Annotated in this window: 18 protein-coding genes and 2 tRNA genes; 5 read left to right on the forward strand and 15 right to left on the reverse strand. The window is 65.0% G+C overall.

Going from position 1 to position 25065, the window contains the following annotated elements; genetic code table 11:
• Window positions 1-51: 51 nt before the first annotated feature.
• Window positions 52-126, reverse strand: a tRNA-Gln gene (locus ACIGJE_RS11315).
• Between the two features lie 144 nt (window positions 127-270).
• On the opposite strand from ACIGJE_RS11315, the gene ACIGJE_RS11320 reads away from it, so the two are divergent.
• Together ACIGJE_RS11320 and ACIGJE_RS11325 are read left to right on the forward strand one after the other, a co-directional pair.
• Window positions 271-347, forward strand: a tRNA-Pro gene (locus ACIGJE_RS11320).
• A 390-nt stretch (window positions 348-737) separates the two neighbouring features.
• On the forward strand, window positions 738-1979 hold the full coding sequence (locus ACIGJE_RS11325) for a polysaccharide biosynthesis/export family protein (protein ID WP_483680099.1): 1242 nt from the start codon (window positions 738-740) through the stop codon (window positions 1977-1979).
• A gap of 12 nt (window positions 1980-1991) precedes the next feature.
• On the opposite strand, the gene ACIGJE_RS11330 is transcribed toward ACIGJE_RS11325, so the two are convergent.
• The 14 genes from ACIGJE_RS11330 to tssA all read right to left on the reverse strand — a co-directional run bounded on the left by ACIGJE_RS11330 (window position 1992) and on the right by tssA (window position 20726).
• Window positions 1992-2915, reverse strand: a complete 924-nt coding sequence (locus tag ACIGJE_RS11330; protein WP_483680100.1) for a protein kinase domain-containing protein — start codon at window positions 2913-2915, stop codon at window positions 1992-1994.
• Window positions 2912-4297: a type VI secretion system-associated protein TagF gene (tagF, locus tag ACIGJE_RS11335; RefSeq protein WP_483680101.1), complete on the reverse strand. Its 1386-nt coding sequence runs from the start codon at window positions 4295-4297 to the stop codon at window positions 2912-2914. The genes ACIGJE_RS11330 and tagF overlap by 4 nt, the downstream gene beginning before the upstream one ends.
• Before the next feature lie 9 nt (window positions 4298-4306).
• Window positions 4307-7777 carry a type VI secretion system membrane subunit TssM gene (tssM, locus tag ACIGJE_RS11340; protein ID WP_415086018.1) on the reverse strand — a complete coding sequence of 1157 codons (3471 nt, stop codon included), beginning with the start codon at window positions 7775-7777 and terminating at the stop codon, window positions 4307-4309.
• Window positions 7774-9276: a type IVB secretion system protein IcmH/DotU gene (icmH, locus tag ACIGJE_RS11345; protein ID WP_483680103.1), complete on the reverse strand. Its 1503-nt coding sequence runs from the start codon at window positions 9274-9276 to the stop codon at window positions 7774-7776. The genes tssM and icmH overlap by 4 nt, the downstream gene beginning before the upstream one ends.
• A gap of 13 nt (window positions 9277-9289) precedes the next feature.
• Complete coding sequence (gene tssK / locus ACIGJE_RS11350; RefSeq protein WP_367624116.1) at window positions 9290-10630, reverse strand: type VI secretion system baseplate subunit TssK; 1341 nt, start codon at window positions 10628-10630, stop codon at window positions 9290-9292.
• A complete protein-coding gene (locus ACIGJE_RS11355) occupies window positions 10627-11889 on the reverse strand; it encodes an FHA domain-containing protein (RefSeq protein ID WP_367624115.1) in 1263 nt (420 codons plus the stop codon). Before ACIGJE_RS11355 ends, tssK begins: the two co-directional genes overlap by 4 nt.
• A gap of 10 nt (window positions 11890-11899) precedes the next feature.
• The gene (tssG, locus tag ACIGJE_RS11360; RefSeq protein WP_367624114.1) at window positions 11900-12895 is read right to left on the reverse strand and encodes a type VI secretion system baseplate subunit TssG; all 996 of its coding nucleotides are present in this window, start codon (window positions 12893-12895) and stop codon (window positions 11900-11902) included.
• Window positions 12896-12911: 16 nt separating this feature from the next.
• Window positions 12912-14690: a type VI secretion system baseplate subunit TssF gene (tssF, locus tag ACIGJE_RS11365; protein WP_367624113.1), complete on the reverse strand. Its 1779-nt coding sequence runs from the start codon at window positions 14688-14690 to the stop codon at window positions 12912-12914.
• A complete protein-coding gene (gene tssE / locus ACIGJE_RS11370) occupies window positions 14683-15192 on the reverse strand; it encodes a type VI secretion system baseplate subunit TssE (RefSeq protein ID WP_311933458.1) in 510 nt (169 codons plus the stop codon). The genes tssF and tssE overlap by 8 nt, the downstream gene beginning before the upstream one ends.
• Window positions 15185-16006 (reverse strand): type VI secretion system accessory protein TagJ, encoded by an 822-nt coding sequence (locus tag ACIGJE_RS11375; RefSeq protein ID WP_483680105.1) that lies wholly within the window; start codon window positions 16004-16006, stop codon window positions 15185-15187. The genes tssE and ACIGJE_RS11375 overlap by 8 nt, the downstream gene beginning before the upstream one ends.
• On the reverse strand, window positions 16003-17391 hold the full coding sequence (gene tssC / locus ACIGJE_RS11380; RefSeq protein ID WP_415086065.1) for a type VI secretion system contractile sheath large subunit: 1389 nt from the start codon (window positions 17389-17391) through the stop codon (window positions 16003-16005). The genes ACIGJE_RS11375 and tssC (ACIGJE_RS11380) overlap by 4 nt, the downstream gene beginning before the upstream one ends.
• 80 nt (window positions 17392-17471) lie before the next feature.
• Window positions 17472-18953 carry a type VI secretion system contractile sheath large subunit gene (tssC, locus tag ACIGJE_RS11385; RefSeq protein ID WP_311933454.1) on the reverse strand — a complete coding sequence of 494 codons (1482 nt, stop codon included), beginning with the start codon at window positions 18951-18953 and terminating at the stop codon, window positions 17472-17474.
• Window positions 18954-18979: 26 nt separating this feature from the next.
• Complete coding sequence (tssB, locus tag ACIGJE_RS11390; protein ID WP_068288619.1) at window positions 18980-19495, reverse strand: type VI secretion system contractile sheath small subunit; 516 nt, start codon at window positions 19493-19495, stop codon at window positions 18980-18982.
• Window positions 19496-19661: 166 nt separating this feature from the next.
• The gene (gene tssA / locus ACIGJE_RS11395; protein WP_311933453.1) at window positions 19662-20726 is read right to left on the reverse strand and encodes a type VI secretion system protein TssA; all 1065 of its coding nucleotides are present in this window, start codon (window positions 20724-20726) and stop codon (window positions 19662-19664) included.
• Window positions 20727-21097: 371 nt separating this feature from the next.
• Here tssA and tssH point away from each other — a divergent pair, with 371 nt between their 5' ends.
• From tssH to ACIGJE_RS11410, 3 genes are all read left to right on the forward strand, one after another.
• The gene (gene tssH / locus ACIGJE_RS11400) at window positions 21098-23869 is read left to right on the forward strand and encodes a type VI secretion system ATPase TssH (RefSeq protein WP_483680108.1); all 2772 of its coding nucleotides are present in this window, start codon (window positions 21098-21100) and stop codon (window positions 23867-23869) included.
• 42 nt (window positions 23870-23911) lie between these two features.
• Entirely contained in the window at window positions 23912-24388 is a 477-nt protein-coding gene (locus tag ACIGJE_RS11405) for an Hcp family type VI secretion system effector (RefSeq protein ID WP_068288623.1), read from the forward strand.
• Between the two features lie 123 nt (window positions 24389-24511).
• Complete coding sequence (locus ACIGJE_RS11410) at window positions 24512-25018, forward strand: hypothetical protein (protein ID WP_322431029.1); 507 nt, start codon at window positions 24512-24514, stop codon at window positions 25016-25018.
• Window positions 25019-25065 lie beyond the last annotated feature (47 nt).

Raw genomic sequence — 25065 nt, forward strand, 5'->3', positions numbered from 1 at the left:
CGGGCACTGGTCCCGCGGGAGGCATGGAAGTCCGGTCGGGCATCGAGAATCTGGCTGGGGCGGGAGGGTTCGAACCTCCGAATGGCGGAATCAAAATCCGCTGCCTTACCACTTGGCTACGCCCCAATCGGTGCGGCTCAATAAACGGTTCGCTCCCAGGCCGCAAGATATGGCTACAAAAAAGCGCTGCGAAATTCATTACCAAAAAAGCGCATATCATGCTTGCGGCTCGCCGATGATCCCGCTATAGAGCCGCCCACGACTGGAATACGGAGTGTGGCTCAGCCTGGTAGAGCACTACGTTCGGGACGTAGGGGTCGCAGGTTCAAATCCTGCCACTCCGACCAGTCGATTTTCCCGAGATCCAATCCTTGATTACTAAGCCATAGACGCCGCTCATCGTGGCGTTGGCGCATGCGCAACCGCCTGTCCAAGCCGTCGTACTGGTACGCGAAGCAGCATCGCGATGTCTTTCTTGTTGAAAGTCATGATGATACCGTCTTCGGCAAGCGCATAGCTATTGTCTCGTGAAGTATGGCGGAGCGGGTGCCTCAACGCTCCTCGGCTGTTACATGGGTAACTGAATACAGTGTAACAACTTTATGACAATGGCTCGGTGCCGAATAGATTGCCGCTTGTTTAAGCTTTGTCGTTATTCCGTCTCCGGCGTAGAGATATTGTCTTTAATGTGGCATTTGGATATCTGTGCGATTAACGATTCGTTATGAGGATTGGGAATGCGGAAGCTGCTGGGCGTAGGCCTGCTTGTCCTGCTGGGTGGCTGCTCCAGCCCTTCCGACGGCCCGAGTGCCGGAAGTTTCCTGAATGCGCGCCAGCCTTATACGAATGAGCGCGTTCCGGTCATCGACATCACCTATGCCGCGCAGACGGCCCTGGCTCCGGGCGCCGGTGCCTCATCCTTTGCGGCAACGCCCGGTCTGTCGACGTTGCGTTCGGCCGGATTTACCGGCACGCAGATCAGCCGCGGCGACGTCCTGCAGATCACCGTCCTCGATACCGGCGAGGACGGTCTGTTCTCGCCGACGAATAGCAAGACGCTGGATCTCGGCCGCTTTACCGTCGACGACAACGGCTCGATCGACATTCCTTTCGTCGGCAAGCAGCGTGTGGCGGGCTCCTCGCCGGAATCGGTGCAGAAGCGCATCGTCGGCAGCCTCAAGGGCTCTTCCGTCAATCCCCAGGCGGTGGTGACCATCGTCGATCGTCCGAACAGTGCCGTGGCCATTTCCGGTGCGGTGCGGGCCGCCGGCCGCATGCCGATGGCTTCAGGCAAGGAACGCGTCCTCGATGTGGTGGCGAGGGCCGGCGGGGCGACCGGGCCCGCCAACGCGACGACGGTGACGGTGATTCGCGGCAATCAGCGCGCCGACCAGAGCCTCGACCAGGTAATGGCCGATCCTAAGCAGAATATCTACCTGCAGCCGGGCGACCAGGTCATCCTGGGTGGCAATACGCCGAGCTTCACCGCGATGGGAGCGTTCAAAAGCGCCGGCGAGTTCAATTTCGAACCGGGCCAGTTGACCTTGGCGCAGGCCATCGCACGCAGCGGCGGTCTGCTCGATGACCGGGCCGATTCGCGCTACGTCTATCTGTTCCGCAAGCGTGCCTATTACTGGACGACCAAGGATTGCGTGCTGGTTCGGCCCTCGCCTTATGGCAGCGGTACCATGCCGCCGCGCAGCAATTGCCCGGAAGCCATGGCCTCGCCGCCACCGCCGCGTGCCGTGATCTTCCGCATCAATATGAGGGACGCTTCCAGCCTCCTGATGATGCAGCAGGTCCAGATGGAGAGCGGCGACATGCTGTTCGCCAGCAATGCCGGCATGGTCGATTTCGCCAAGCTCTTCACCGTGTTCCAGAAGAGCGTGCCGACGGCGGCGGCCCCGCAGCCGACCGGAGGAATCCCGTCCAGCCCGCCTCCCGCGCCGGGTGTGTCCGTGAACCTGCCGTCCCGCTGACGCAGGCAGGCCTCAGGAGGCTCTTTGGGTGCCGTGCAGCATCGCCAGGGCGATGCCTGCCGATGACGGCCTTTCGTCCCGATCGGGACAGGCGAGTTGCCCGGCAAGTTTTCGCAAGGGCTCTTCGGCCTGGGGTGGATCGGCACGGTCTTCCAGCAGCATCTGCAGGATCCGCCCGCAGGCATAGAGGTCTGCCCGGCCGTCGAGGGGCTCGCCCGCCTGCTGTTCGGGGGCGCTGAAGCCGTCGCGGCCGGCCTTCGCCAGGTCGACATCGCCATGGCGCCGCCCCGCTTCCAGCGCGATGCCGAAATCGGCGATACGCAGCGTGGCGAGATCCTCGCCGTCATAGAGCAGGTTGTCCGGCGCAAGATCGGCATGCACCAGGCCGGCTGCATGCACCGCCTCCAACCCCGACAACAGGGCTGTGGCGATCCCGGCCACCTCGTCACGGCGGAACGAGGCTTTTCGCATCCGCTCCGAGAGGCTGGAGGGCAGCCAGTCCATCAGCAGCGCCGGCCGGCCGTCGGCGAGCCGCAAAGCGGCAGTGGCGGCGGCGACGTGGCGGTGGCGCAGTCTGGCGCCGAAGCCGGCCTCGCGCAGCAGGAGGTCGCGGGCGACGACATTGTCGGCCTGGTCGGGCCGCAGCGTCTTGAGGGCGTGGCGGGTGCCGAGATCGCGATGGCGCAGGCGATGGATCTGCGTGAGAGCGCCCTCATGGACCATTGCTTCCAGGGCGAAGCTGTTGGCGATGAAACCTGGCTCCACCGCATCCAGCCTGTCGAGGCGCCGATCAAGCGCATCGCGCACGCGATCGGCCAGCAGACGGGTTTCAGCGGGCGTGCGTGGTTCGGCGCCGCTCCGGCTGAGGGCCTGCCACAACGCAGCAAAGCGGGTGGCGATCGCCTCCAGGTCATCCAGCGGCAGTTCGCTGCTCATGTCGCCTGGACAGCCACGACGATGGCGCTGACATTCTCCCGCACATTGGCGATCAGGGCCTCCTGAATCAGGGCGGCGGCGGCCTCCTTCACCGGCTGCTCGGCGATGTTGGCGGCGATGCTGCGCTCGTCGAGGACACGCGCGAGCGCCGCACTGCAGAGCAGAAAGCGATCGCCCGGCTGGGCCCTGTCGTGCACGATCTCGGGCACCAGTTGGCGGGGCGCGCCGATGCTGCGCGCGAGCGCGAAACGCAGACCGATCTCGACATGGTCGCGCGTCAGGCAGCGCATCATGCCCTCGCGCATCAGATAGCAGCGGGCATTGCCGGCCCAGATCACGGCGAAGTCCCCGTTCTCGAGGGCGAGGGTGACGACGCTGGCGCTTGGAGGCTCCAACGCGCCCGGGAAGCGAATCGACTGCACCAGGCTATGCGCACGCCCGAGCTTGCCCTTCACATCCTGCACAAGGGTTTCGAGCGTATCGGCCGGCGAGACATAGGCCAGCGTGTTGGTGACGATCTTGGCAGCCTCCGCTGCGCCATTGCCATCGCCGACGCCATCGGCAACCGCGAAAAGGCGCGGATTATCGGAGACCAGCAAGGCGTCGGCATTGATCGACAGGCGCGTGCCGGCATGCGTGGCATAGCCGCGCTCCATCACCAGTGCCGGCAACGGAGTTGCAGCCATGGGCGGGGCCGTCGTTTCGGTTCTCTCGGCCGGCGGAGGCGGTGAGGGCGGACGAGAGGGCGGCTTGACGGTGGGGTTGCCGCCTTTCAGCAGGCGTACGAAATCGCCGGCGCGTGGTGCCCCTTGAGTCTTGAAGCCGCTGGCCCGTCCGGTGCCGCTTTCAACGGTCCACCACAGTGAGACGCGGCTATCGGCAGAGCCGGGTGGTGGTGGCGGCACCGGCCGGGCCTGGGGGAGGCGCAGGCGCTTCAGCCCGCCCAGAAAGGCCGTGATGTTGAAATCGCGCAGTGTCGACGTCTCGGCAATCGCTTCGGCGGCGGTGAACCAGCTCTCGTCGAAGCAGAAAAGGCGTGCCGGACCGTCATAATTGCCAAGCCGGGCCGCGATCACCAACGGGAAACTGCGACCGACCCTGTCCTTGCTCGGCAGCAGGATGCCCACCATGGTGGCGTGCCCCCACAAGGATCGCTCGATCACGAAACGCCAGGGCGGGGAGGCATGAAACAGGTTTTCCCATTGGGCGCCGAGCGTCTGCTCGCTTTCCTGTAGGCCCGATTGCAGCCAGTTGACGAGTTCGGTCTCGGCCTGGCGACCGAGACCGGTCGAGACGAAATCGCCATGGCTCGGCACCTTGCCGAAAAAGCCGATGCCGTCATTCTCGGACGAGGGAGGGTGAGAAGCGCCGCGCTGACTCATCACCCGCCCTCAGAATTGCGAAGGGCAGCGGAAATCCGCCAGCGCCTTTAGGCGGTAGGGATTGAGCGTACCGCCGAACTGCACCCTGAACTCGGCGCTCCTGCCGTCCTGACTGAAGCGGGCCTTGAACAGGTCGGTTCCTTCAGCGGTGATCACGGCCTTGTCGAGCAGCCGGAAGGTCGCCCATTCGCCGGTTACCTGGATCTTCCGGTTGAAGTCACCGGGAGGCATGTACACCCAGGATTCGGCCTTGGTGTCCTTCGACGGCCATTCGAATGTCTTGGCCTGGGCGTTGCTCTTGAACAGACGGACGCCCTCGCCGGCCGTCGTGAGGACGGCCATGTCGGTCGCATCGTTGAGAGACAGGCCGGTCATGGTAATGCGGATCGATGGCATCTCGCCGTCATTCGGGAAGAAGGCCTTGCGGATCTCGTCGGCATTTTCGAACTGGGCCAGTGCCTCGCTTGCCATCCCCTCCGCCCCGGGAGCGCCCTTCCAGCGCCAGGGACTGGCCGAGGTGTCGACGAAAGCCTGCAGTTCGTTCTGGAAGAAGCTCGGGAAAAGCCCCTTGGGACCGAACAGTCGGGCAAAATCCGTCAGTGCCATGTCTTCCCTGGCAGACCGATCGAAGGGATAGCGTCCAGCCATGATGGTAGAGCAAAGCCTGGCGCCATCACCAGCCCATTTGTCGGCTGCCTCGTTGCGGGCGGTCTTGGACGCCAATGCGCCGACATCCCCGACCAGGCCTGCCACCAGATCGTCGATCGGGGGCGGCAAGCGTCGGCTCTCTTCCGCCAGGGATTGCACGGCGGCGGCAAGCTGGCTGTCGGTGTTGAAGATCTTGTTCACCGGCTGTGTCGATCCTGCAGCCCGCGAGAGCTGGGTATACATGGCTCCGAGCAGGGGTTTCAGGGCCTGGATCTGCGAACGTGGCTTCTCCGAGCTGCTGGTTTCGCTCTGCTTGGGGGTTTCCAGTGCTTCGCGCAGGCGGCCATAGGGATCGGGGACGCTGATCGTGCTGCTGTTCAAGGCAGTGCTCTGGCTACCCTGCTGGGCCAGCGCCACGGAGGCGCTCGCCTGGGGCCTGAGGTCGGCGGCATTGGCGATGGAACGGGCCAGGGATTCGATCGGGCCTGGCTCGCTGGAGAGGACGCGAAGCGTATCGGCGGCATCGGCCAGTGACTGGAACGGTTTGATGTTCAGATCGGCCAGGAGGCTCGCCCAGCGTTTCTCATACTGGTCGAAATAGAGCTGCAGCGCAGCCAGGGACAGGCTGTCCACCGTCATGCCGCCGCTGGGCGGCTCGCCGCGAACCCAGTGTTCGTCCAGCGCCTGGCGCGCGGCTTCGGCGACCTCCGGCAAAACGACGGAGCGATAGCCTTCGCCGGTGAACAGGCCGGGAATGCCTTCGCGCAGCGCAGCCTTGGATTGGCGCTGGAACACCCGTTCGCCGAGCGGGCCGAGCGCATCGGCGGGCACCCAGGGTGCCAATGCGCGCACCTGCCGATTCTCCTCCAGGATGTCATAGGCCCGTGCCGCCAGGCTCTGCCCGCTGATTGCCTGCCGGGCCTTGGCGACCAGGGTCTGGTCGATGTCGATCGGCGGCAGTCTCCTCGCCACCAACTGCTCGACATGCTGGAGAAGTTCGCGGCGGGCGGCCACCCTTCCCTCACCGGGATAGAGGGAGTCGAAGATCTGCTCGGCCTCCTGCGAGGCGAATTTGGCATCGATCTGGCCCAACCCGCCGAGCATGCCGTAGAGCTTGAGGGCATCGAAGGTCTGGCGGACATTGGAGGTGTCGCCCAATTGCTTTTGCAACTGCACCATCAGGCGCGGCAGCAGCAGCGAATTGAGGGCGCGCTGATAGGCCTCGCGCTGCCGGCCGGCGATCTTGTCGCTCTGGTCCAGCCCGAAGCCGACCTGCCACGTATCTGACCCCGAGAAGCCATCGGTCACGCCTCTGATATCGTTCAGCGCCGGGAGAATGCGCAGGAAATCGGTGTCGTTGACGTCGCGTACCGGGATGCCCTGCACCAGCTTCTCATAGGAGCTGATACGTTCGTCGGCCTGCGCCAGGGCGCGGGAATTCTGGAAATAGGTCGCGATCCAGCTCGAGAAGACCACGCCGAGCACCACGGCCGAGACACCATAGGCGATACGGCGCAGCATCAGCTGGCGGCGGGTCAGCCGCTTGTCGCGCGCCACGAGCGCCGCCTCTCCGAAGATGACTTCCTTGAACAGGCGCGGCAGGAAATAGCTGCGGCGCATGCGTGGAGCACCGGCCGCGCCGGGCACCTCCGCCTGCGTTCCAGAGGCGAAATAGATGCCGCGCAGCAGCGGGGATTCGACCAGCTTCGATCCTGCGCAAAGTTCCACCAGCACCTCGTGCAGGCGCTCCTTGAGGGCAGCGAGCTCGGCGGGGAAACGGAAAATGCGTCCACGTATCTCGCTGTCGGGTTCCTGCTGCAGGCGCTCGATCAGCATGGCGTCGACACGTTGCTGGAGCAGGCTGAATTCCTCCAGGAAACGCTCGGGCAGATCGTCGGCCTTGTAGCTCTCGTCCAGACCGAAGGTAGTGCCCCAGACCTGTTCGCGGTCGCTGGCATTGAACCCGTCGAAGAATTCCACGAAGCCGGTGAGCAGGTCCGATTTCGTCAGCACGAGATAGACGGGGACGCGGGCCTGCAGGTATTCGTCGAGCTCCGACAGGCGCTGGCGAATGGCGCGCACCTCTTCCAGCCGGGCGGTGGGCTCGCGGGTCAGGATGTCGGCGATCGACAAGGTGACCAGGGCGCCATTCACCGGCTGCGAGCGGCGGTGCTTCTTCAGAAGGGTCAGGAAGCCTTCCCAGCCGGCCTTGGAACTGCCGTTGAGATCGTCCTGGGTGGTGTAGCGGCCGGCCGTATCGATCAGGATGGCCTCGTCGGTGAACCACCAGTTGCAACTGCGCGTGCCGCCGATGCCCTGCACGGAATTGGCGCCGAGCGCATCGCCCAGCGGGAACTTCAGGCCCGAATGGGTGAGGGCGGTGGTCTTGCCCGAGCCGGGCGCCCCGAAGATCACATACCAGGGCAGTTCATAGACATAGCCGAAGCGTTTCTTGGTGACGCGGCGCAGCAGTGCCAAGGCCTGTTTCAGGCGGTCGCGGATTTCGCTGACCTCGGCCTGCTGGCTGGCGGCGGCTTCCGCCTCCGCACTCTTTTCGAGGTCGGCGACCAGCGCCTTGTCGCGCTTGCGGGCCCGGTAGATGCTGATGCCGATATAGGCGAGGCCGGCAACCAGCACGATGCCGATGGCGATCAGCCGATTGGTCGCGCTGGCAAGCGGATAGAATTCGCCATAGCCGATGAGGTGGCCGTAGAACCAGATGATCAGGCAGAGCGCCGCGATCCAGACGATGGGCAGGAAGCGCTGGCCGAGCAGCGTGCCATAGGCTTCGACATAGGAGCGGATCGTATAATAATAGCTGAGCGGGTTCATGGCGTGGCGCCTCCCGGCCGTATGATGCTGCGATCGACAACCGGCAGGCTCATCACGAGAGGCGAGCCGGTATAGCCGTCCTCAGGCTTGCCGATCACCAGGATTTCCGTGCGGCGGTTCTGCGCGCGTCCCGGGTCGGTATCGTTGGAGGCGATCGGTTCGGCTTCACCCCGGCCTTCGGTGGTGATGCGGTCGCGAGCGTAGGTCTTCAATATGTTGCCGACGGCGTCGGCCCGCTCCTCCGACAATTGTTGATTGTCGCGGATGCGCCGGTTGCCGTTGAAGGGCCGGTTGTCGGTATAGCCAATCACCCTTGCGCTGAATTGGGAAGCGGCTAGGGCGACGCCGATCTTGTCGATCAAGTCCTGAAAACCAGGTTTGACGTCAGCCTTGCCCGTATCGAACAGGCCGGCATTGTTGATGCGGACCAGCACCTGGCCATTGTCGTTCCACAAGGTCACGAGCTTCTTGTCGACCTCCGGCTGCAGGAAGTTCATGAATTGCCGGATGCGCGTTACACCCACAGGTTCCGGGGGAATCTCCGCTTTGGCCTGGACCTGGACCGGGGTAGGATCCTTCGCCTTGGGAGGCGGCGGGATGAAGATGCTGGGCGCCTCGTTGGGCGGCAGGTTGGCCAGGCGCGTGAAAGTGCCGTCGGAGGCCCGGTCGAGCGACAGCGAGAAGAAGAGGTAGCCGAGCCCGAAAAGCAGCGCGAGGATGCTGAGCAGCGTCCAGAGCGCCGCCGCGGTGCGCAACGGCTTGTGCCTGGCGATGACGCCGCGCCAGTGCGGCGACAATTCCCGCTCGAAGGCGCCATATTGGCCGAGCAGCGTCTTGTAGAGGCTGTCGCGGATGCGGCTGAGTTCGAGGGCGCCGCGCGGGGAGACGCGGGTGCGGCCCTCGAAGGCGAGCGACAGGCTGAGATAGATCAGCAGCAGCAGATCCTTGTTGGCGCCCGGGCTCTGGTGGAAATGGTCGAGCAGGTCGAAGACCTTGTCACCGCCGGTGACGTCCATGTGATAGGTCGAGACCAGGCCCGAGCGGGCCCAGCCGGCGCGCACGCCCCAGGGCTTGCTGAGCACCACGTCGTCGACGGTGGCGCAGACGACATAGTGAGCGGCGCGCGCCCGCTCCGGGCTGATGCGGGCGCCGGCGAGATCGCGCTCATAGCGGTTGATCGCTTCGGTAGTGGTGCGGCGCAACTGTTCTATGTCGGGCTGGTCCGCGGTGTGGCGCAAGGCATGGGCGAGATTGAGCAGGGGTGCGGCCGAGGCCACGATGGTGGGGACTTCCTCGCCGCCGAAGCGGAAATTGCGCACCAGCGTGTCGGCCGACCAGCCGCCCGAGCGCAATGGTTCGGCCGGACCCGCGGCATCCTGCGGCGCATCGTCCAGCATCTCGGCCATCTTGCGGGCGACCTGCTGCTTCCTGGCGCCGTCCTCGGTGAGCTCGACCACCGTCGGCAGGGACTGCCAGGGGGCTGTCGTTGCCTTGTTCATCGGCTGGCCTCCTTCACTCCCTCAGGGCCCAGAGCTCCATCTCAAGACCCGGAAAGTCGCCGGCGAGATGGAGGGCGATGGCGCCCGACGTATCGAGCTGTTTCCACAGCGGGTTCTTAGTATCGAGCTCGAAATAGATGGTGCCCGAACGATAGGGCAGCTGGCGCGGCAGCACCGGCAGCGGCCGGACGGGAATGCCGGGCAGGGCGACGTTGACCAGTTCGGCGATGCGCTCCACCGGGCCGACCTTGATCTGGGCCGGCAGGCGGCGGCGCACCTCCTCGGCCGGCATCTCGGCCCTGACGGCTAGCACGAAACCGGCATCCTTGAGCAGGGTTCGGTCGTTGATGGTGCCCACGCGCACGCCATGCCGGCGTTCGGCGAGCTCGATGGCGACGGCCGCCTGTTCGAGCACGGCCGAGAGCGAGGTCCTGAGATCGTCGAACACGGCGGCGAAGGTCGCCTTGAGGTCGTCGTGCCGATAGGGCGGGAACTCGCTGGCGCGCTTGGAATCCATGGTGAAGGTGGCGAGTTCCCCGGCGAGCTGGATGCAATGCTCGTAGAAGGTCATCGGATGGATCCGCGTCGCATTGGCGGCGATGTGGCTGAGCAGCGGATCGGCCCGGTTCAGGATATGCAGCAGGAAATAATCGCCGACTTCGGCCGTGCCTCGGATGGTAGGATCGCCGATGCGCTCGGCGATGGCCGCCGCGCGGTGGCGCACGATACCGAGGAGTTCGGCCATGAGTTCGCTGAGCCGCGCTTCGGCTGCGCAATTCAGGCACGGGGCGATGTAGTCGGGATCGAGCAGCACGGCCTTGTCCGAGCGCACCTCGATGATGCGGGCAAGGCCGATCAGTTCGTAGCCGGCGAGGTCGTCGCCGCTCTTGAGATAACGCAGGCTCAGCCGGCCGACATCGATGGGCGCCATGAAGTCGGTCTCGACATTGGCGTCGGGCGCTTCGTAGTGCGAGGCGACGAAACGCACCCCCGACGAGGAAGCCGCGCCATTGACGGCGATGTCGGCGCGCCCAGGCCGGCGGGCTGGCAGCGCCAGATAGATGATGGCGTTCTTGGTGGCCTCGTCGAGCTCGAGCGGCGGCGGCAGGTCGGTATCGAAGGGCGCTTCGAACGGCGTGCCGTCGGGCAGGGTGCCGCGCAGATTCGCCAAGGCGAACTGCCCGATTGCCAGGGCACCGCGATCGATGCCGATCTCGGCAATGCCCCAGGGGTAGGCGGCAAGCTCACGCGTGGTCGCTCGAACGAGCCGCTCCGTCCAGCGGTCGGCCTGCTGGAAATGCTGCACGCGAAGGAACATTCCCTCGCTCCATGCGACCCTGTTTTCGTTTCTCATGCGACTTCGTCGTCCTTGCTTGTCGTGCTGTGCGCAGTGCCGTGCCCAGTCTTGGCCGGCTCGCTGCCGCCTGGTTCGTTCCTAGCCGGGTCGAGGGAGCGCAGCATTGCCCTGCGGAACAGGTCGCGGACGGAGAGATCCCGGCCGTCGGCCTCGAATTGCTGGCGATAGGCTTGCCAATAGGCGCCATTGCGGCGCCAGGGCAGGCCCATGGCACGGGCATCGATGCTCGCCTCGACGATGCGTGGCTCCAATTGGGGGCCGACTTCGCGGACCAAGGTGCCGAGCGCCTCCGCGAGTGCCTGTTGGCGCGCCAGCAGGGTTTCGAGCCGTGCCAACAGGGCTTCCTCTCGAGTGAGGCCGAAGACGTCCGGTGCTGGTGCCAAGGCCTCGGCGCCGATCTCGAAGGTGACGAAGGCCTTCTCGAGCGCTTCTTCGCATTGGGCGAGCAGGCCGTCGCAGCGCGGCAGCCAGGAAGAGGGAGCGGCCATGGCGGCCAGGAAATCGGCGGGCTCCTCGTCCGGCTCAGTGGGCACGACCACCTGCCTTCCGTCGTTACTTGCCGGTGCCGCCCCGCTGCCATCCTTGCTGCGGTCGCGGGCCATGGGTATGGACACGAAAGTGGCCCGGCCATGTTCGAGGCGGTTGCCGTAGTCGAAATCCTCGTTCCAGTCATCCGGCAGGACCGCCTTGATCGCCCTGGGATCCGGTGGCCCATTCCAGCCGATCTCGACATGACGCGAGGAGGGAGCGGCCTCGCGCTTGCGTCCCGCGGGCTGGGAGGCTTTCGGCTGCTCCAAAGGCCAGTCGTCGGAAAGACGCCCGCCCATCACGCCGGTCGCCGTCTGCCCGCCCGGCGCGATATCGGCAAGGATGGCGGTGATCGTCAGGTTCTCCGAACTGACGGCGAGGCCGGCATCGGGGTCGACGATGTCGCGGTCGGCCTCGCCGGTGACCGATACCGCGAAGGCATGGCCCCCCAGTTCGAGGCGCGTTTGATGCCGGAGGCGAGCAGTTTCGCCCTCCAGGACCAGCACGCCGTCCACGCGGGTACCATTGGCGCTTTCGTCACGCAGCAAATAGCCGTCGCGATCGCGCAGGATGGTGCAATGGAGCTTGGAGACGGTGCGGCCGGCGTCAGGCACTTGCCAGTCGCAATCGACCGATCGTCCCAGCGTCCGGCGCCCGCGTTCCAGCACCCAGGGTGGCGTGCCCGCCCCGGCTCCGTTTGCCTCGACCTGCTTGAGTTCCAACCGCATGGCCATCTCCTCACGAGACCGGTTGAAGCACCGCCTGGCGCTCGGTAATGACGGCATCGTCGCTGTCCCGTGCCGCCGGTGCGGTGCGTGCCCAGCTGTTCCAGCCCAGGCGTGGTGGATCGCCCGCCTGGCCGAGCTGACAGAAAGGAACGTGCTCCTTCTTGAGAACGACCTGGATGTCGAAATCGAGCCCGCAACCGACGAACAGGCGGGTAAGCGCGAAGAGTTCCTGGATATTGCGGCTCCCTGGCGCCAGAGACAGATAGTCTCGATAGTCGAGAGGACCGATCACCACGCGGAAGGTGCTGGAGAGGTCCCGGATGGCCGAGCCTGCCATGGCATCGACGCCAAGGCGCACCGTGGCCGCCCGGGTCATCCGGCTCTGCTCGTGTTCGGGTACGCTCAGCCAACGGCCCTGGAAGAGCTCGATTTCGACCGGCAGGCCGCTCACTTCGCACAGCATGGCTCTCAGATTGCTGGCATTGCGGGTTCGCGCTGCAAAGAAGCCGCTGAAGCGCAGCAGCACGTCGTCGTCGGTGCCGCTGCGCTCCCGCAGCCTCGCAGTGCCGAAACCGGTGAGGGACAGCAATGTCTTGATGAAGCCGTTGCGCCCTTCACGGGTTCCCCAGCGCAGCAGCCGGGCGAGCCGGTATTTCTCGCAGGCATCGACGAACAGTTCGTCCATGCGGGCGCCGAACAATTGCAGGAAGGCCGCGAGCGAGGAGGATTTGTTGCGTTCCTCGCGCATGACGAGTTCGTTATAGGCTGGCGGCAGCGAACCCAACGGTCCGGCGAGCCCGGCGAGGGCGCTGCGCAGCGTCGCCTCACCTTCTTTCCGGCGAAAGCCCGATACCGGCAGGGCGGCCGGCGAGACACCGCCATGCGCCGTGATGGCAAGCTGCTCTCCGGAGGCCTGGGCGACCCGGAAGGCCGTGGTCGGCTCGAAACGGCCGGGGTCGCGTTCGAGCAGGTCGGCAAGGCTGTCTGTGTTGGGATCAGGAAGCATGGCGTGCAAGGGCCTCCTACAGCAGCGGCCGCTCGGCCGCGCGGGCGGGCCAGGTGGCGATCGGCTTGGATTGGCCCTTGATGGAGACGGTCAGCCGGGTGAAGCTGTTCACCGAGGTGTAGAGGCCGCAGAAGCGATCGAGCACGCTGCCGAACAGAAAGGCGGAAGGGCGGTCGATTGCGGCCGGGTCGAATTCCACGGTGATCTCCGTGCCGGGCACCATGCCGCCCCGGATGCGGGCGGTGGCAGCTCGCGCCTCCACCCGGATGATGGCGTCGACGAGCTGGCGGGTCTCCGGCAGGTCACGGAAGGCATAGAGCGAGAGGATGTCCTTGAGCGCCGCCCCGCCATTGTCGAACAGCGAGACATGGTTGAGCAGGAGATGCGACATCAGTCGCCAGTTGCGGCCATCCTCGTCGTTCATGCGCACGGCGGGTGTCGGGGCGATCAACGCCTCGATGCGCCCGACCGCCTCGTTGCCGAGCGCCAGCTTGAGATGGGGGTGGCCGCCTCCGAAGGGCAGGCGCTCGGGAAGAGCGCGATTGAGGCACCAGGCGTCGACACTGGCCACGGCATCGATATTGCCGGTAACCCGGCGGTTGTGGTCGACGAAGGCGATGTCGAGATCGCAGGTGCCGTCGTCGGGGTCGAAGCGCCGATAGCTTTGCCAATAGGCGGCGGCAGCGCCTGACCGCTGGGTGCGGCCGAAGAAGGGCTGGCAGGATTGCTGCTCGCCCTTCGATCCCGTCAGCGTCACTTTCTCGATGGAATAGATCTCGCGTGTCCGCTGCCGACGCGAGTCGGAGAGCAGCCGATATTCGGTGCGCGTGCCGTCGAGCGCGAGCGGCTCGCAGGTCTGGCGGAACAAATTGACCACGGGCGTCGCGTGCAGCACCAGATCCCGGCTGGTAACCGAGCGCTCGAGCTTGCCGTCCGTCTGGCCGAGATAGACGAAGATCTCCAGCCCGTCGCCATGCCAGCGCTGCAGCCCGTCGATCTCGAAGAACAGGAATTTCTGCGGCAGCGCGAAGAATTCCGTCAGCAGGCGGTAACCGGTAAAACTCGTGCTGGGATAGGGCAGCATGGTCTCGTCGGCCGAAAAGCCGACAGGCTTGAGGTGATCGGCCGGCAGGAAGATCGCCTTGTCGTCGTCGGCATGGCGCGCCAGTGCAATGCCCTGCGTGTGGTTGACGAGCAATTCGTACAAGGCGCTCGCCTGCCGCCAGGGCGAGGCAATGTAGAAACGCAGGCGCTTGACCCCGAGCTCCGACAAGGGACGCCGCCCTGCCAGGGAACGGATCGACAGCCGCAGACAGCCGGCCGCACCGGCATGGCGGGAAAGGGGGGCCTGGATCGGCTGTCCCGACAGCGTGACCGCGGTGACTTCCACCGGCGCGATTTCGACATCCTGCGTGGTCAGGAAGCGGCAGGTCTCGCCGCCGACCGGTTCGGCCTGCACCTCGGTGTGGCGCGGCAGGGTCTGCATGGCGGCCAGCGACTCGCCCGGTGCGAAGCGCACGATGCTCATGGAGGGCAGGGGGGCGAGATAATGCGGATAGAGCGTTTCGAGCAGGCCGTCGGTGAGTTCGGGAAATTCGTCGTCGAGCTTCTGGCGCACCCTGGCTGCCGAATAGGCGAAGCTCTGGATGAGACGCTCGACATGGGGATCGTCGGCAACCTCCCCGGTCAAGCGCAGGCGTCCCGCGATCTTGGGGAAGGCATCGGCAAACCGCGATGCACGCCGGCGCAAGGCCGACAATTCCTCATTGTAGCGCCGCAGGAACCCCTCAGCCATGTGCCGCCTCCACCTGGAAGCGCTGGCTGGTGGGATCGATGGTCGATTCGAAATTGATCGGCGGCATGCCGTCATAGAGGCGGAAGGTCGCCTCGATGCGCATGCGCAGCGCTCTTTCGCCCTGGGTGCGATTCTTGAGGATGGTCACGCGGATGTTCGACAGTCTCGTTTCGAACAGGGCGATGCGCCGCTCGATGGCGCGTGCCAGCTGCAGCTTGGCTTCGTCGGTGACCAGATTGGCGGAGACGATCCCTTCCACGCCGTAGCTGACCAGCGCGTCCCCGAGCTCCGCCAGCCTGTCCGGCGGGCTGGCCGGACAGCGCCTGGTATTGAGCAGTGCCTCGAGGTCGCGGCGGATGGCCTCGCGCATCTCCCGCGCCTGGTCCGCAAGGCTGAGGGCGGGGTCCTGGACGAGATCGGGTGTCGCGTCGAGCAATCGATCGAGGATCGAGCGCGACAGGACCTGTTCGCGGGCCCGGAACCGTTCGAGCGGATCAACCATGGGCAGCCTGCTTGTGATGGGCGACTTCCGGCATGCCCAGGGCCTGCATGTCGTGGAAGGAGACCAGGTCGTCGCCGGCCAGGAAGCAACGCTGGCCGCGGCCGGTGGTGATGCCCGAAGGTTCGGCGACCCACTCGGTCTCGCGTCCCAGCAAGAGCGTCTCGTTGCCTTCGGTACCCTGATAGATCGCCGGCAGCAGCACGGGTGCGGACGCGCCGTCGATCAGCGACAGCTCCGCCCGCCGGAAGGCGAGGTCGCGCGGCCGGGCGATCGGCTCCACCGTTACCGAGGCGATCTTGGCGAAGTCGATCCACAGATAGGCGCCGCCCGTCATGATGACTTCGAGCGCATGCGGCACCCGATCGTCGAGGTCCCGGAAGTCGCCGACCGGCCTGCCGTTCCACAGCATGGGCTGTTCGCCGCGCAGCCGGTCCAGTGCCTCCAGCGCAGGTCTCGCCGCGCCACCCTCGCGATGGATGATGGCAAGCTCGATGGCGGCCTTGTCGAGCGCGCTCGGCCCCTGGGGAAATTCCGGCACGGCGCCGGCCTCGAACCAGGCCTTGCGGGCCGCCATGGCCCGCAGCTGGTTGCGCAACAGGGCAAAGCCCATGGTGTCCTGCGGCGCCAGGGTCACGGCCAGGCTGCATTGCGTATCGGCCCGCTCATAGTCCCCGGCGAGGACGAGCAGGTCGATATAGAGATGGCGGGCGTCCTTGTCCGAGGGACGGGCCCTCACATGGTCCTTGGCATGGTCGAGCGCCTGGCTCAGGGCGCCTTCGGACAGGGAACTGGCGATGCTGGCGGCGAGCGTCATGCGGTCATCCTTCTGGGCGGGGAGGCCGTATCGACGCCACTCGTCGGCGGCGCCATTTCGGCAATGAGGTGGAAGCTGGTCGACACGTCGTCGAGCTGGAAATGCGGCTGCAGCCGCACGGTGCAGATGAAGGTGCCTGGCTTGCCGGCGAGTTCCTCGACCGCAATGCCCGCCGAGCGCAGCGGATAGCGCGTGCGCAGGGGCAGGTCGGCATCGTCATTGCCGAGCGTATAGCCCGACAGCCAGTCCTCGAGCTTGCGTTGCAGCGCGGTGGCGTCGGCCAGCCGGCCGACCTGGTCGCGCATGATCACCTTGAGATAGTGGGAAAAACGTGAGGCGCAGAGCACATATTGCAGCATGGCGGCAAGGCGCGCGTTCTGGCGCGCATTTTCATTGGCGTAATGCTGGGGCGCATGGAGCGACTGGTTGGCGTTGAAGATCGCCGATGCGGACATGTAGGTGGTGCCGATCGGCACCAGCCCGTGATCGCAGAATTGCTGCTCCTGTCCGCTGGTCAGGCGCACTTCGACCGGCGGCTGGGCGGACAGGCCCTCGCTTTCGGTCGCAAAATCATAGGCGGCGAGTTCGGCCGTGCTCAACATGCCGCCGTCCACCGCGTCCTGGGTGACGCCGCGAATGTCGGCGAACCAGCCGGACTGGATGAAATTGCGGATGACGATGGTGGCGAAGGCGAAGGCGCCATTGCCCCACAGCAGACTTGCGCCATCCGCCGATACGGCTTCGCGGAAGGGGAAGCCGTCATCACGCCGGCGCGAATAGGGCTCGTAGGGCTGGCGCATCAGGACACGCGGCGCGACCAGGCCGAGGAAGCGCGTATCCTCATGGGTCCGCAGGCGGTTCCAGCGTATGCGATCGGGGCTGCTGTCGAGCCAATGAAGATCCTGCACGCGGTTGAGTTCGGAAAAGCTCTCCAGCCCGATCGCGCGCGGCGAGGCGCCGGCCACGAAGGGGCAGAATGCGGCCGCCGCCACCGGGGCCAACTGGGTCAGCGTGCCGACCACATCGCCGCCCCCCTGGGGATCGGTGGGCGAGAGGTGATAATCGCCGATGATGAGGCCATAGGGCTCGCCGCCCGGCATGCCGAATTCGCGATTATAGACCAGCTCGAACAGATGGCTCTGGTCGAAGTCCGATGCGCGTTCCATGCCGCGCGCCAGCTCCTTCCAGCTCAGCTCGAGCAGCTTGATCTTGACCTCGCTCGAGCGCGAGGCGACGCGCACCAGCATCGCCAGTCCGCGCCAGCGTGCCTCCATCGCCTGGAATTCGGGATGGTGCAGGATCGCGTTGACCTGGCGATTCAGCGCCTCGTCGATCAGGGCGATGAGCCGATCTGCTCTGCCTCGCAGCAAGTTCTCGAAACCTATCGTCGGAGATGGCTTTCGGAAGGAAAGCCGAAGGTGCCGCCGGGCGGGCCGGCGGCACGGCTCACTGTCTGTTCGCCGGCTCAGTTCTTGGCGGGAATGCGAGCGACCATGCGCAGCGAGGTCGTCAGTTCCTCCATCTGCAGCCAGGGGCGCATCCAGGCCACGGCATTGTAGGAGCCCGGCTTGCCCGGAACTTCCTGGACCGTCACCTTGGCGTCGCGCAGCGGGTAGCGCGCCCTCGTTTCCTCGCCGGCCTCGTCATTGGCGTTGACATAGTTGGAGATCCAGCGGTTGAGCCAGGCTTCGCAATCCTTGGCTTCCATGAAGGAGCCGATCTTGTCGCGGCCCATCACCTTGAGATAGTGGGCAAAGCGCGACGTCGCCATCATATAGGGCAGGCGGGCCGACACGGCGGCGTTGGCATTCGCCTCTGGCCGGTCGTAGAGCTTGGGCTTGTGGGCGGTCTGGGCGCCGAAGAACACGGCGTAATCGGTGTTCTTGTAGTGGCACAGCGGCAGGAAGCCGAGCTTGCCGAGTTCGGCGTCGCGCCGATCGGTGATGCCGACCTCGGTGGGGCATTTGAGATCGAGATCGCCATCGTCGCTGGAGAAGATGTGCATCGGCAGGTTCTCGACCTTGCCGCCATTCTCGGCGCCGCGGATGGCGGTGCACCAGCCGAATTTGGCAAAGGCCTCGGTCAGACGCGTTCCCATCACATAGGCGGCGTTCATCCAGCAATAATTGTCGTGCGGGAGTTCGCCGGTCTTGGAATCGCCGGTCTCGTCATAGCCGAATTCGTCGATGGGATGCGTCTTCGGTCCATAGGGCATGCGGGCGAGCACGCGGGGCAGGGCCAGGGTGACGAAGCGCGAATCGTCGCTTTCGCGCAGCGAACGCCACTTGGCATATTCCACCGTCTCGAAGATCTTCTCCAGATCGCGCGGGCGCGCCAGGTCGCGATAGTCCTCGAAGCCGAACATGCGCGGGCTCGCAGCCGAGATGAAGGGCGCGAAGGCGGCCGCTGCGATCGAGGACAGGCCCTGCAGCAGCTGGACGTCGTCGAAGGAATTGTCGAACTCGTAGTCGCCGATGATCGCGCCCATCGGTTCACCGCCGGGGGTGCCGAACTCGTCTTCGTAGATCGACTTGAACAGGCGCGACTGATCGAACTCGACGGCCTTGGACAGGTCCCTGGCGAGATCACGCTTGGAGGCGTTGAGCACCCGGATCTTCAGATTGACGCTGGTCTCCGAGTTCTTCACCAGATAGTTCAGGCCGCGCCAGGCGCCCTCGAGCTTGGTGAATTCGGGCGACTGCATGATCGTCGCGAGCTGGCGCGAGATCGTCTTGTCGATGGCGGCGATGGCGTTGTTGAGCGTCACAGTCAGGTTGCGGTCATAGACCACCGTGCCCTTGAGGGCCTGGTCGGTCAGGGTGCGCAGCAGGTCCTGGGCGCGATCCGGCTCGGTCTGGCGGGTGGCCGACACGACCTTGGAGAGCAGGTTCTCTTCCGCTGTCGTTTCGACGACGACGTCACGCTTGGCTTGGGTCTTGGCATTCATGGCTCGATCCTCGTGTCGCTGCGGCGTCAGTTCGCCGAGCCGTCCTTCTTGTTGCCGCCGAGTTCACCGACCAGCTGCTTGATGTCGGACTGGTTCTGCAGGATGTTTTCGAGCAGCCGTTCCAGGTCCTCGGAGCGGTCGGCCTTGCTCATCAGGTCGCGCAGCTGGTTGCGGGCGTCGAGCAGGGCCTTGAGCGCCGGCACCTGATTGACGATCGCGCCGGGTTCGAAATCTTCCATGCTCTCGAATTTGAGATTGACCGCGAGGTCGGTGCCGTCATCGGCCAGGGTGTTCTCGACCGCGATGTTGAGGCCGGGCGTCATGCGGCGCATGACGTCGTCGAAATTGTCGCGATCGATCTGCACGAACTTGCGTTCGCCGAACGGCTTGAGCGGCTGGGTGGGGTTGCCGGAGAAGTCGCCGAGCACGCCGACGACGAAAGGCAGTTCCTTGACCACCATCGCCCCTTCGGTTTCGACCTCGTACTTGATGTGGACCCGGGGCTTGCGCACCCTTTCGAGCTTGGCGTGAACGCTTTCCATCTTGGTCTTCCTGTCTGTGCCAAGGGCACGTTGGTAAAATTGGGCACGTTGGTAAAATTGGGCACGTTGATAAAATTAGGCCGCAGATAAATTTCTTGCGTCGTTCGGAACGGGAAACGGCCAGGGCGACGAGGGTTTCAATTCCCGCACGGCGCCGAAGGGTCTCTCAATTGTCCCGTTTTTCGGTCTTGGCCTGGATCCCGGCCGCGGTCAGGACGGCGTTGCGCGTCTGCGCCTCGGGAAGGAGCTCGGCCAGCAGTTCGGAAAAGTCCATGCGCCCTCTGCGCACCAATGTTTCGATGGCTAAGGAAATCGGTGAGTGCGGTTCCGTCCGCCGGAAATGGCGGGCAACGGCGAGCAGGATCTCGAAAGCCTCCTCACGCGAGGCGATGCTGCCGGGAACGAGGGAACGCGGCGCCGACGGTGCCGGAGCGGTCTCGGCAGCCGTGCCCGCCTGCGTTTCCGCCGCAGTCGCCGGCATGGCATCACTCTCTTCCGTGCCGAGGCCGGTGAGATCCCGGATGGCGGCCGCGACCTCCTGCAGGACGTTGCGGGTGTTCGAGCTTGGCGGCGCCCGGTCCCCGCAGCGTTCGGTCAGCACCGTCGCCAGCTTGGCAAAGGAGGCGATGCAGTCGTTGACCACGGCCAGATGGGAGGCCATGGCAGCCATTCCCGCTTCCGTGGCCGCCTCGTGCAGGAGGTCGCGACGCTCGGCTTCTCCAGCCCGCTGGGCGAGCTGATAGTCCCACAGGGAATGCTGGGCGAAACTGCCATTGGGGACCAGCGAGGTCAGGCGAATCGCCTGGATCAGGGACCCTTCGCTATTGACGCCATTGAGGCCGGCAAGAGGAGCCAGTCGTTCCTCGATATCGTCGTCGCCGATGGAGTGCAGCTCCTCCCAATAATTGTCCAAAAGCGACATCATGGCGGTGAAGCTGTCCCGTAGGCCCTCGAAACCACGCAGCCTGAGTTGCGCCTCGGCGAGCCAGGCAAGGATTTCGATATCCTTGCTGTTGGACGACAAGATCTGAAGACCTAGTTCATTGACCTCATGCCAGGCGGGCGTAAGACGAATATTATCGTTCGGAGACGCGCTCCGCTCGACGCTTCGAGCAGCATTGCGAGCGTCCTTAATCCGATAATACTTTTCCTGATATTTGGGAGCTACCCTAATATTCTCGCCGCAAGGGCTATCCTGCCCAAGTGGAGAGATAATCTCCCTTAAATCCATCAGCACAGCGGCCCCAAGCTTTAAACTCCTGACACATCCCGATGGCAGTCTGCTTCCAAAGGCTCAAGCATTCTGTTTCCAAAGGTACAGTAATGTCAATGCCACAGCCCGTACGATGAATGAATGACGGTATATGGTATTACCTTACAGTTTTCCAATTGATGAAGAATCATATGAATCATGTCGCGCGAATGTCATCAAAATGTCATGTACTATCGTACCGCACTAACGGTGGTAGACTCGCAGTGGTGTACCGGTATCTTGGCTTTTGTAATAATAGCTCTATAGACGGAAAATAGGAATCCTGCTTAACTCAATTGACGTTACGGCGCACTTGCGCATAAGCAGCAAAACCTACGTGGAATTCGTGGATGCCGAATATCGATCTCAACCAACTTGTCAGGATGTTGGGACCGGAGCTGCGTGTCGCTCTTGAGACAGCTGCGTCCATCGCCGCACGCAACGCAAACCCCACTGTGGAAGTGGCGCATTGGCTGAGCGGGCTCGTTCAGGCCCCCGGTCTGGTGGCGCGATTTGAACAGGCGGGGATCGGCGTCGACGCGCTCAGGCGAGAGCTCGACCTCGCCATCGCCGACCTGTCGCGGGACAGCCAGGCACAATTGACCCTGTCGCAGAATGTGCTGGCGCTCGCCCGCGAGGCATGGCTGGTGGCTTCGCTGCAGTTCGGGCGCAGCCGCGTGGAGTTCGGCGATCTCCTGGTGGCCCTCGCTACCGAGCAGAGCCTTCGCATCGTGGCGAGGGCGACGGCCCCGAGCCTGCGCGACATCGACCTCAAGGCGGTCGAAGCCGCGCTCGCCGAGCTCAAGACGGCGGAGGTGGACCCGGCACCGGCAGGCGCGACGCCGGCCGCGGGGGCAGCCGGCGAGAGCGATTTCCTGCGGCTTTATACCCAGGACATGACGGCGGATGCGCGCTCCGGCCGTATCGACCCGGTGATCGGGCGTGACCGTGAGCTGCGCCAGGTCATCGACGTCTTGATGCGGCGCCGGCAAAACAACCCGATCCTGGTTGGCGAGGCCGGAGTCGGCAAGACGGCGATCGCCGAGGCGCTGGCCCTGGAGATCGCGGCCGGCAATGTACCGGCCATGCTGAAGGACGTCCGCCTGCTGTCGCTCGATCTCAGCCTCCTGCAGGCGGGGGCCGGTGTGAAGGGCGAGTTCGAGCGCCGGCTGCATGGCGTGGTGGATGCGGTCAAGGCCTCGTCCATGCCGATCATCCTGTTCATCGACGAGGCGCACAGCCTGATCGGAGCGGGCGGCCAGGCCGGGCAGGGCGATGCCGCCAACATTCTCAAGCCTTCGCTGGCGCGTGGCGAGCTGCGTACCATCGCTGCCACGACCTGGGGCGAATATAAGCGTTTCATCGAGCGCGATGCGGCCCTGACCCGGCGCTTCCAGACGGTGAAGGTCGACGAACCCGACGAAGAAACCGCGATCCGCATGCTCCGCGGCGTCGCCGGCGCCTTCCGGTCCCACCACAAGGTGCGCATTCGCGACGAGGCCCTGGCTGCGGCGGTACGGCTGTCGGCGCGCTATATCCCGGCCCGACAGCTGCCGGACAAGGCGATCAGCCTGATCGACACGGCGGCGGCGGCGGTATCATTGGGCCGCCAGGCGGTGCCCGAGGCGATTCGCACCCTGCGGGGCGAGCATGAATTGCTCGAGGTCGAAACGGCTTGGCTCGCCAAGGAGCCGGAGAGCGCCGAGGGCCTGGAACGGCAAGGCTGGATAGCCACGAGGCTGGTGGCCATCGCCGACGAGATCGAGGCGCTCGAAGCTCGTTTCGAGGCCGAGGCCCGCCTGGTGGAGGAGGCCGACCGGCTGGAAGCGATCCTGTCGGGCGAGGACGAGGCGGGGGAGCCGTCATCGCCAAGCGGCGAGGATGGCAATGTCGCGCCTTTCCCCGAACAGCCCGGCACCCGCGAAAGCGCCCGCGCCGCACTGGCTGAGGCCGAAGGGAGCCTGGCCAAGCTCACCGGCGAGACGCCTCTGTTGCCGCGTGCCGTCGATCGCGAGGTGATCGCAGCCCTGGTGGCGCGCTGGACCGGCATTCCCGTCGGCAAACTGCTGACAGACCAGGTCGAGACGGTCAAGACGCTGGAAGCGCGCCTGAAGGAACGCGTCATCGGCCAGGACGGTGCCGTCGGCCGGGTCGCTTCCGCGATGCGCACGGCCAGGGCCGGGCTCAACGATCCGCGCCGCCCGCCCGCCGTGTTCCTGTTCGTCGGCATGTCCGGCACCGGCAAGACCGAGACGGCGCTGGCACTCGCCGATCTGCTCTATGGCGGCAGCCAGTATCTGACCACCATCAACATGTCGGAATTCAAGGAGGAGCATAAGATCTCCATGCTCCTCGGCTCGCCCCCCGGCTATGTCGGCTATGGCGAGGGCGGGGTGCTGACAGAGGCTATCAGGCGCCGGCCCTATGGCGTGCTGCTGCTCGACGAGATCGACAAGGCCCATCCCGGCGTCCAGGAGATCTTCTACCAGGTCTTCGACAAGGGCACGCTGCGTGACGGCGAGGGCCGCGACATCGATTTCAAGAACACCACCATCGTGATGACGGCCAATACCGGCTCGGAATTGCTGGCGACGCTTTCGGCCGATCCCGATACCATGCCGGAAGGCGAGGCGCTGGAGGGGCTGCTGCTCGGCGAGTTGCAGAAGCAGTTCAAGCCCGCCTTCCTCGGCCGCACCACCATCCTGCCCTTCATGCCGCTTGGCCGGGAGGCGCTGTCGGGCATCGTCGACATCCAGATCGGGCGCATCCAGGACCGCGTCGCGGCGAGCTATGGCAGCGAGGTGGTGCTGCTGGCCCCGGCGCGCGAGGCCCTGGTCGCCCGCGCCGGCACCAGCGAGATGGGCGCGCGTGCCATCGAGGCGATGATCGCGCGCGAACTCCTGCCGGATCTGTCCACCTTCTTCCTCGATCAGGTCACCGCCGGAACCAAGGCAGGGCGGATCGAGATCGGATTTGACGGCCACCGTTTCAGCATTGCCGCTGAGCCGGCGGCCGCCACGGAATTCGCCAGGCCGAGGAAACGGCCGGCGGATAAAGCAGCCTCGAATGGCAAGAAGGCTCATTCGGATGCGGTACGACCCAGAAAGGCGCGAGCGCCTTGACCTGTCTTAAGCCGATTCAACTTCGAACAGGAGAGAAGTAGTATGCCGATTTATCTGCAGCTCGATGGTATCCAGGGCGACGCCACCCAGGAACAGCACAAGAAGTGGATGGATATCGAAGCCATTCACTGGAACGTTTCGCGCAACATGAACACTTCGGCGGGTTCGGCCGCCAACCGCGAAGCCTCCGAGCCGACGATTTCGGAAGTGATCCTGACCAAGGTCAGCGATTCCTCTTCCACCCGGCTGTTCCAGGAAGCCTGCTCGGGCCGCACGGGCAAGACGGCGGTGATCCATCTGGTGTCCACCGGCAGCCCCGGCAACACCTATATCGAATACACGCTGACCAACACGCTGCTCGCCAACTATTCGGTCGATTCGAATGGCGATCGCCCGGTCGAGACGATCCGGCTCAACTTCACCAAGATGCAGGTGAAGTACACCCCCTACAACGAGGACAACACCTCCGGTTCGCCGACGATCGCCACCTACGATCTGGCCACGACGAAGGCTGCCTAAGCACCTCCGGCATGATGACGGGGCGCCTCCGATCCGGCGGCGCCCCGGACCTTTCGACGGCTTTCCGGTCCGGTTCCGGAGAAGCCTTCCAGCCATATCGAACGACAATCGCAAGGGAGTGGCATGGTCGATTTCAGCGTTTCCTCTGCAAGGCTCAGCGTAAGGCCGCTGGTTCCGGCCGACGTGCCGCCCATTGCCCGCATGGGCCGGGCCCCCAACCTCGACTACTTCGCCTATGCCCCGGGGCCGCGCGAAGCCGGCGGCAGGGCTGCCACGGTCGGGGCGGCCGCGGCCTTGTTCCGCCAGGGCTCCGAATTGCTCAACGAATATTCGCTGACCTATGCGCTGCGGACCTGGCTGAAGAACAATGATCAGCCGATCTCCCAGGCGATGGACGCCAAGGGCCATACGGTCTTCGTGATGCAGGTGACCTATTCGCTGGCGCAGGGGGCCGATACCCGCGCCTTCATGTGGCGCAGCGCCTATTTTCTCGAATCGGCCCGCAGCCGCGCCGAGCTGGAGCCGACCCTGGCCAGGCTGGTGCAGGGGCCATGGATCGGCCCGACGCCGCCGAACCGCTCGATCAGCTATGTGACGGTCTATCTCCTGGGAGAGCGGATCAGCCACTGAGCATCGACTTCGCATGCGGCGCCGGCGCCAGGCCGGGGCCGCGATCG

This window comes from Labrys sp. E2SS-1L (assembly GCF_057073705.1).

What these genes read in the sequence shown, in the direction of transcription:
- ACIGJE_RS11375 (WP_483680105.1), bottom strand. Translation starts at nt 16,006, where the DNA reads ATGACGCTCGCCGCCAGCATCGCCAGTTCCCTGTCCGAAGGCGCCCTG.
- tssF (WP_367624113.1), bottom strand. Translation starts at nt 14,690, where the DNA reads ATGGCTGAGGGGTTCCTGCGGCGCTACAATGAGGAATTGTCGGCCTTG.
- tssC (WP_311933454.1), bottom strand. Translation starts at nt 18,953, where the DNA reads ATGAATGCCAAGACCCAAGCCAAGCGTGACGTCGTCGTCGAAACGACA.
- tssM (WP_415086018.1), bottom strand. Translation starts at nt 7,777, where the DNA reads ATGAACCCGCTCAGCTATTATTATACGATCCGCTCCTATGTCGAAGCC.
- tssK (WP_367624116.1), bottom strand. Translation starts at nt 10,630, where the DNA reads ATGAGAAACGAAAACAGGGTCGCATGGAGCGAGGGAATGTTCCTTCGC.
- ACIGJE_RS11330 (WP_483680100.1), bottom strand. Translation starts at nt 2,915, where the DNA reads ATGAGCAGCGAACTGCCGCTGGATGACCTGGAGGCGATCGCCACCCGC.
- tssH (WP_483680108.1), top strand. Translation starts at nt 21,098, where the DNA reads ATGCCGAATATCGATCTCAACCAACTTGTCAGGATGTTGGGACCGGAG.
- tssA (WP_311933453.1), bottom strand. Translation starts at nt 20,726, where the DNA reads ATGGATTTAAGGGAGATTATCTCTCCACTTGGGCAGGATAGCCCTTGC.
- tagF (WP_483680101.1), bottom strand. Translation starts at nt 4,297, where the DNA reads ATGAGTCAGCGCGGCGCTTCTCACCCTCCCTCGTCCGAGAATGACGGC.
- tssE (WP_311933458.1), bottom strand. Translation starts at nt 15,192, where the DNA reads ATGGTTGATCCGCTCGAACGGTTCCGGGCCCGCGAACAGGTCCTGTCG.
- ACIGJE_RS11410 (WP_322431029.1), top strand. Translation starts at nt 24,512, where the DNA reads ATGGTCGATTTCAGCGTTTCCTCTGCAAGGCTCAGCGTAAGGCCGCTG.
- icmH (WP_483680103.1), bottom strand. Translation starts at nt 9,276, where the DNA reads ATGAACAAGGCAACGACAGCCCCCTGGCAGTCCCTGCCGACGGTGGTC.
- tssB (WP_068288619.1), bottom strand. Translation starts at nt 19,495, where the DNA reads ATGGAAAGCGTTCACGCCAAGCTCGAAAGGGTGCGCAAGCCCCGGGTC.
- ACIGJE_RS11405 (WP_068288623.1), top strand. Translation starts at nt 23,912, where the DNA reads ATGCCGATTTATCTGCAGCTCGATGGTATCCAGGGCGACGCCACCCAG.
- tssG (WP_367624114.1), bottom strand. Translation starts at nt 12,895, where the DNA reads ATGCTTCCTGATCCCAACACAGACAGCCTTGCCGACCTGCTCGAACGC.
- ACIGJE_RS11325 (WP_483680099.1), top strand. Translation starts at nt 738, where the DNA reads ATGCGGAAGCTGCTGGGCGTAGGCCTGCTTGTCCTGCTGGGTGGCTGC.
- ACIGJE_RS11355 (WP_367624115.1), bottom strand. Translation starts at nt 11,889, where the DNA reads ATGCGGTTGGAACTCAAGCAGGTCGAGGCAAACGGAGCCGGGGCGGGC.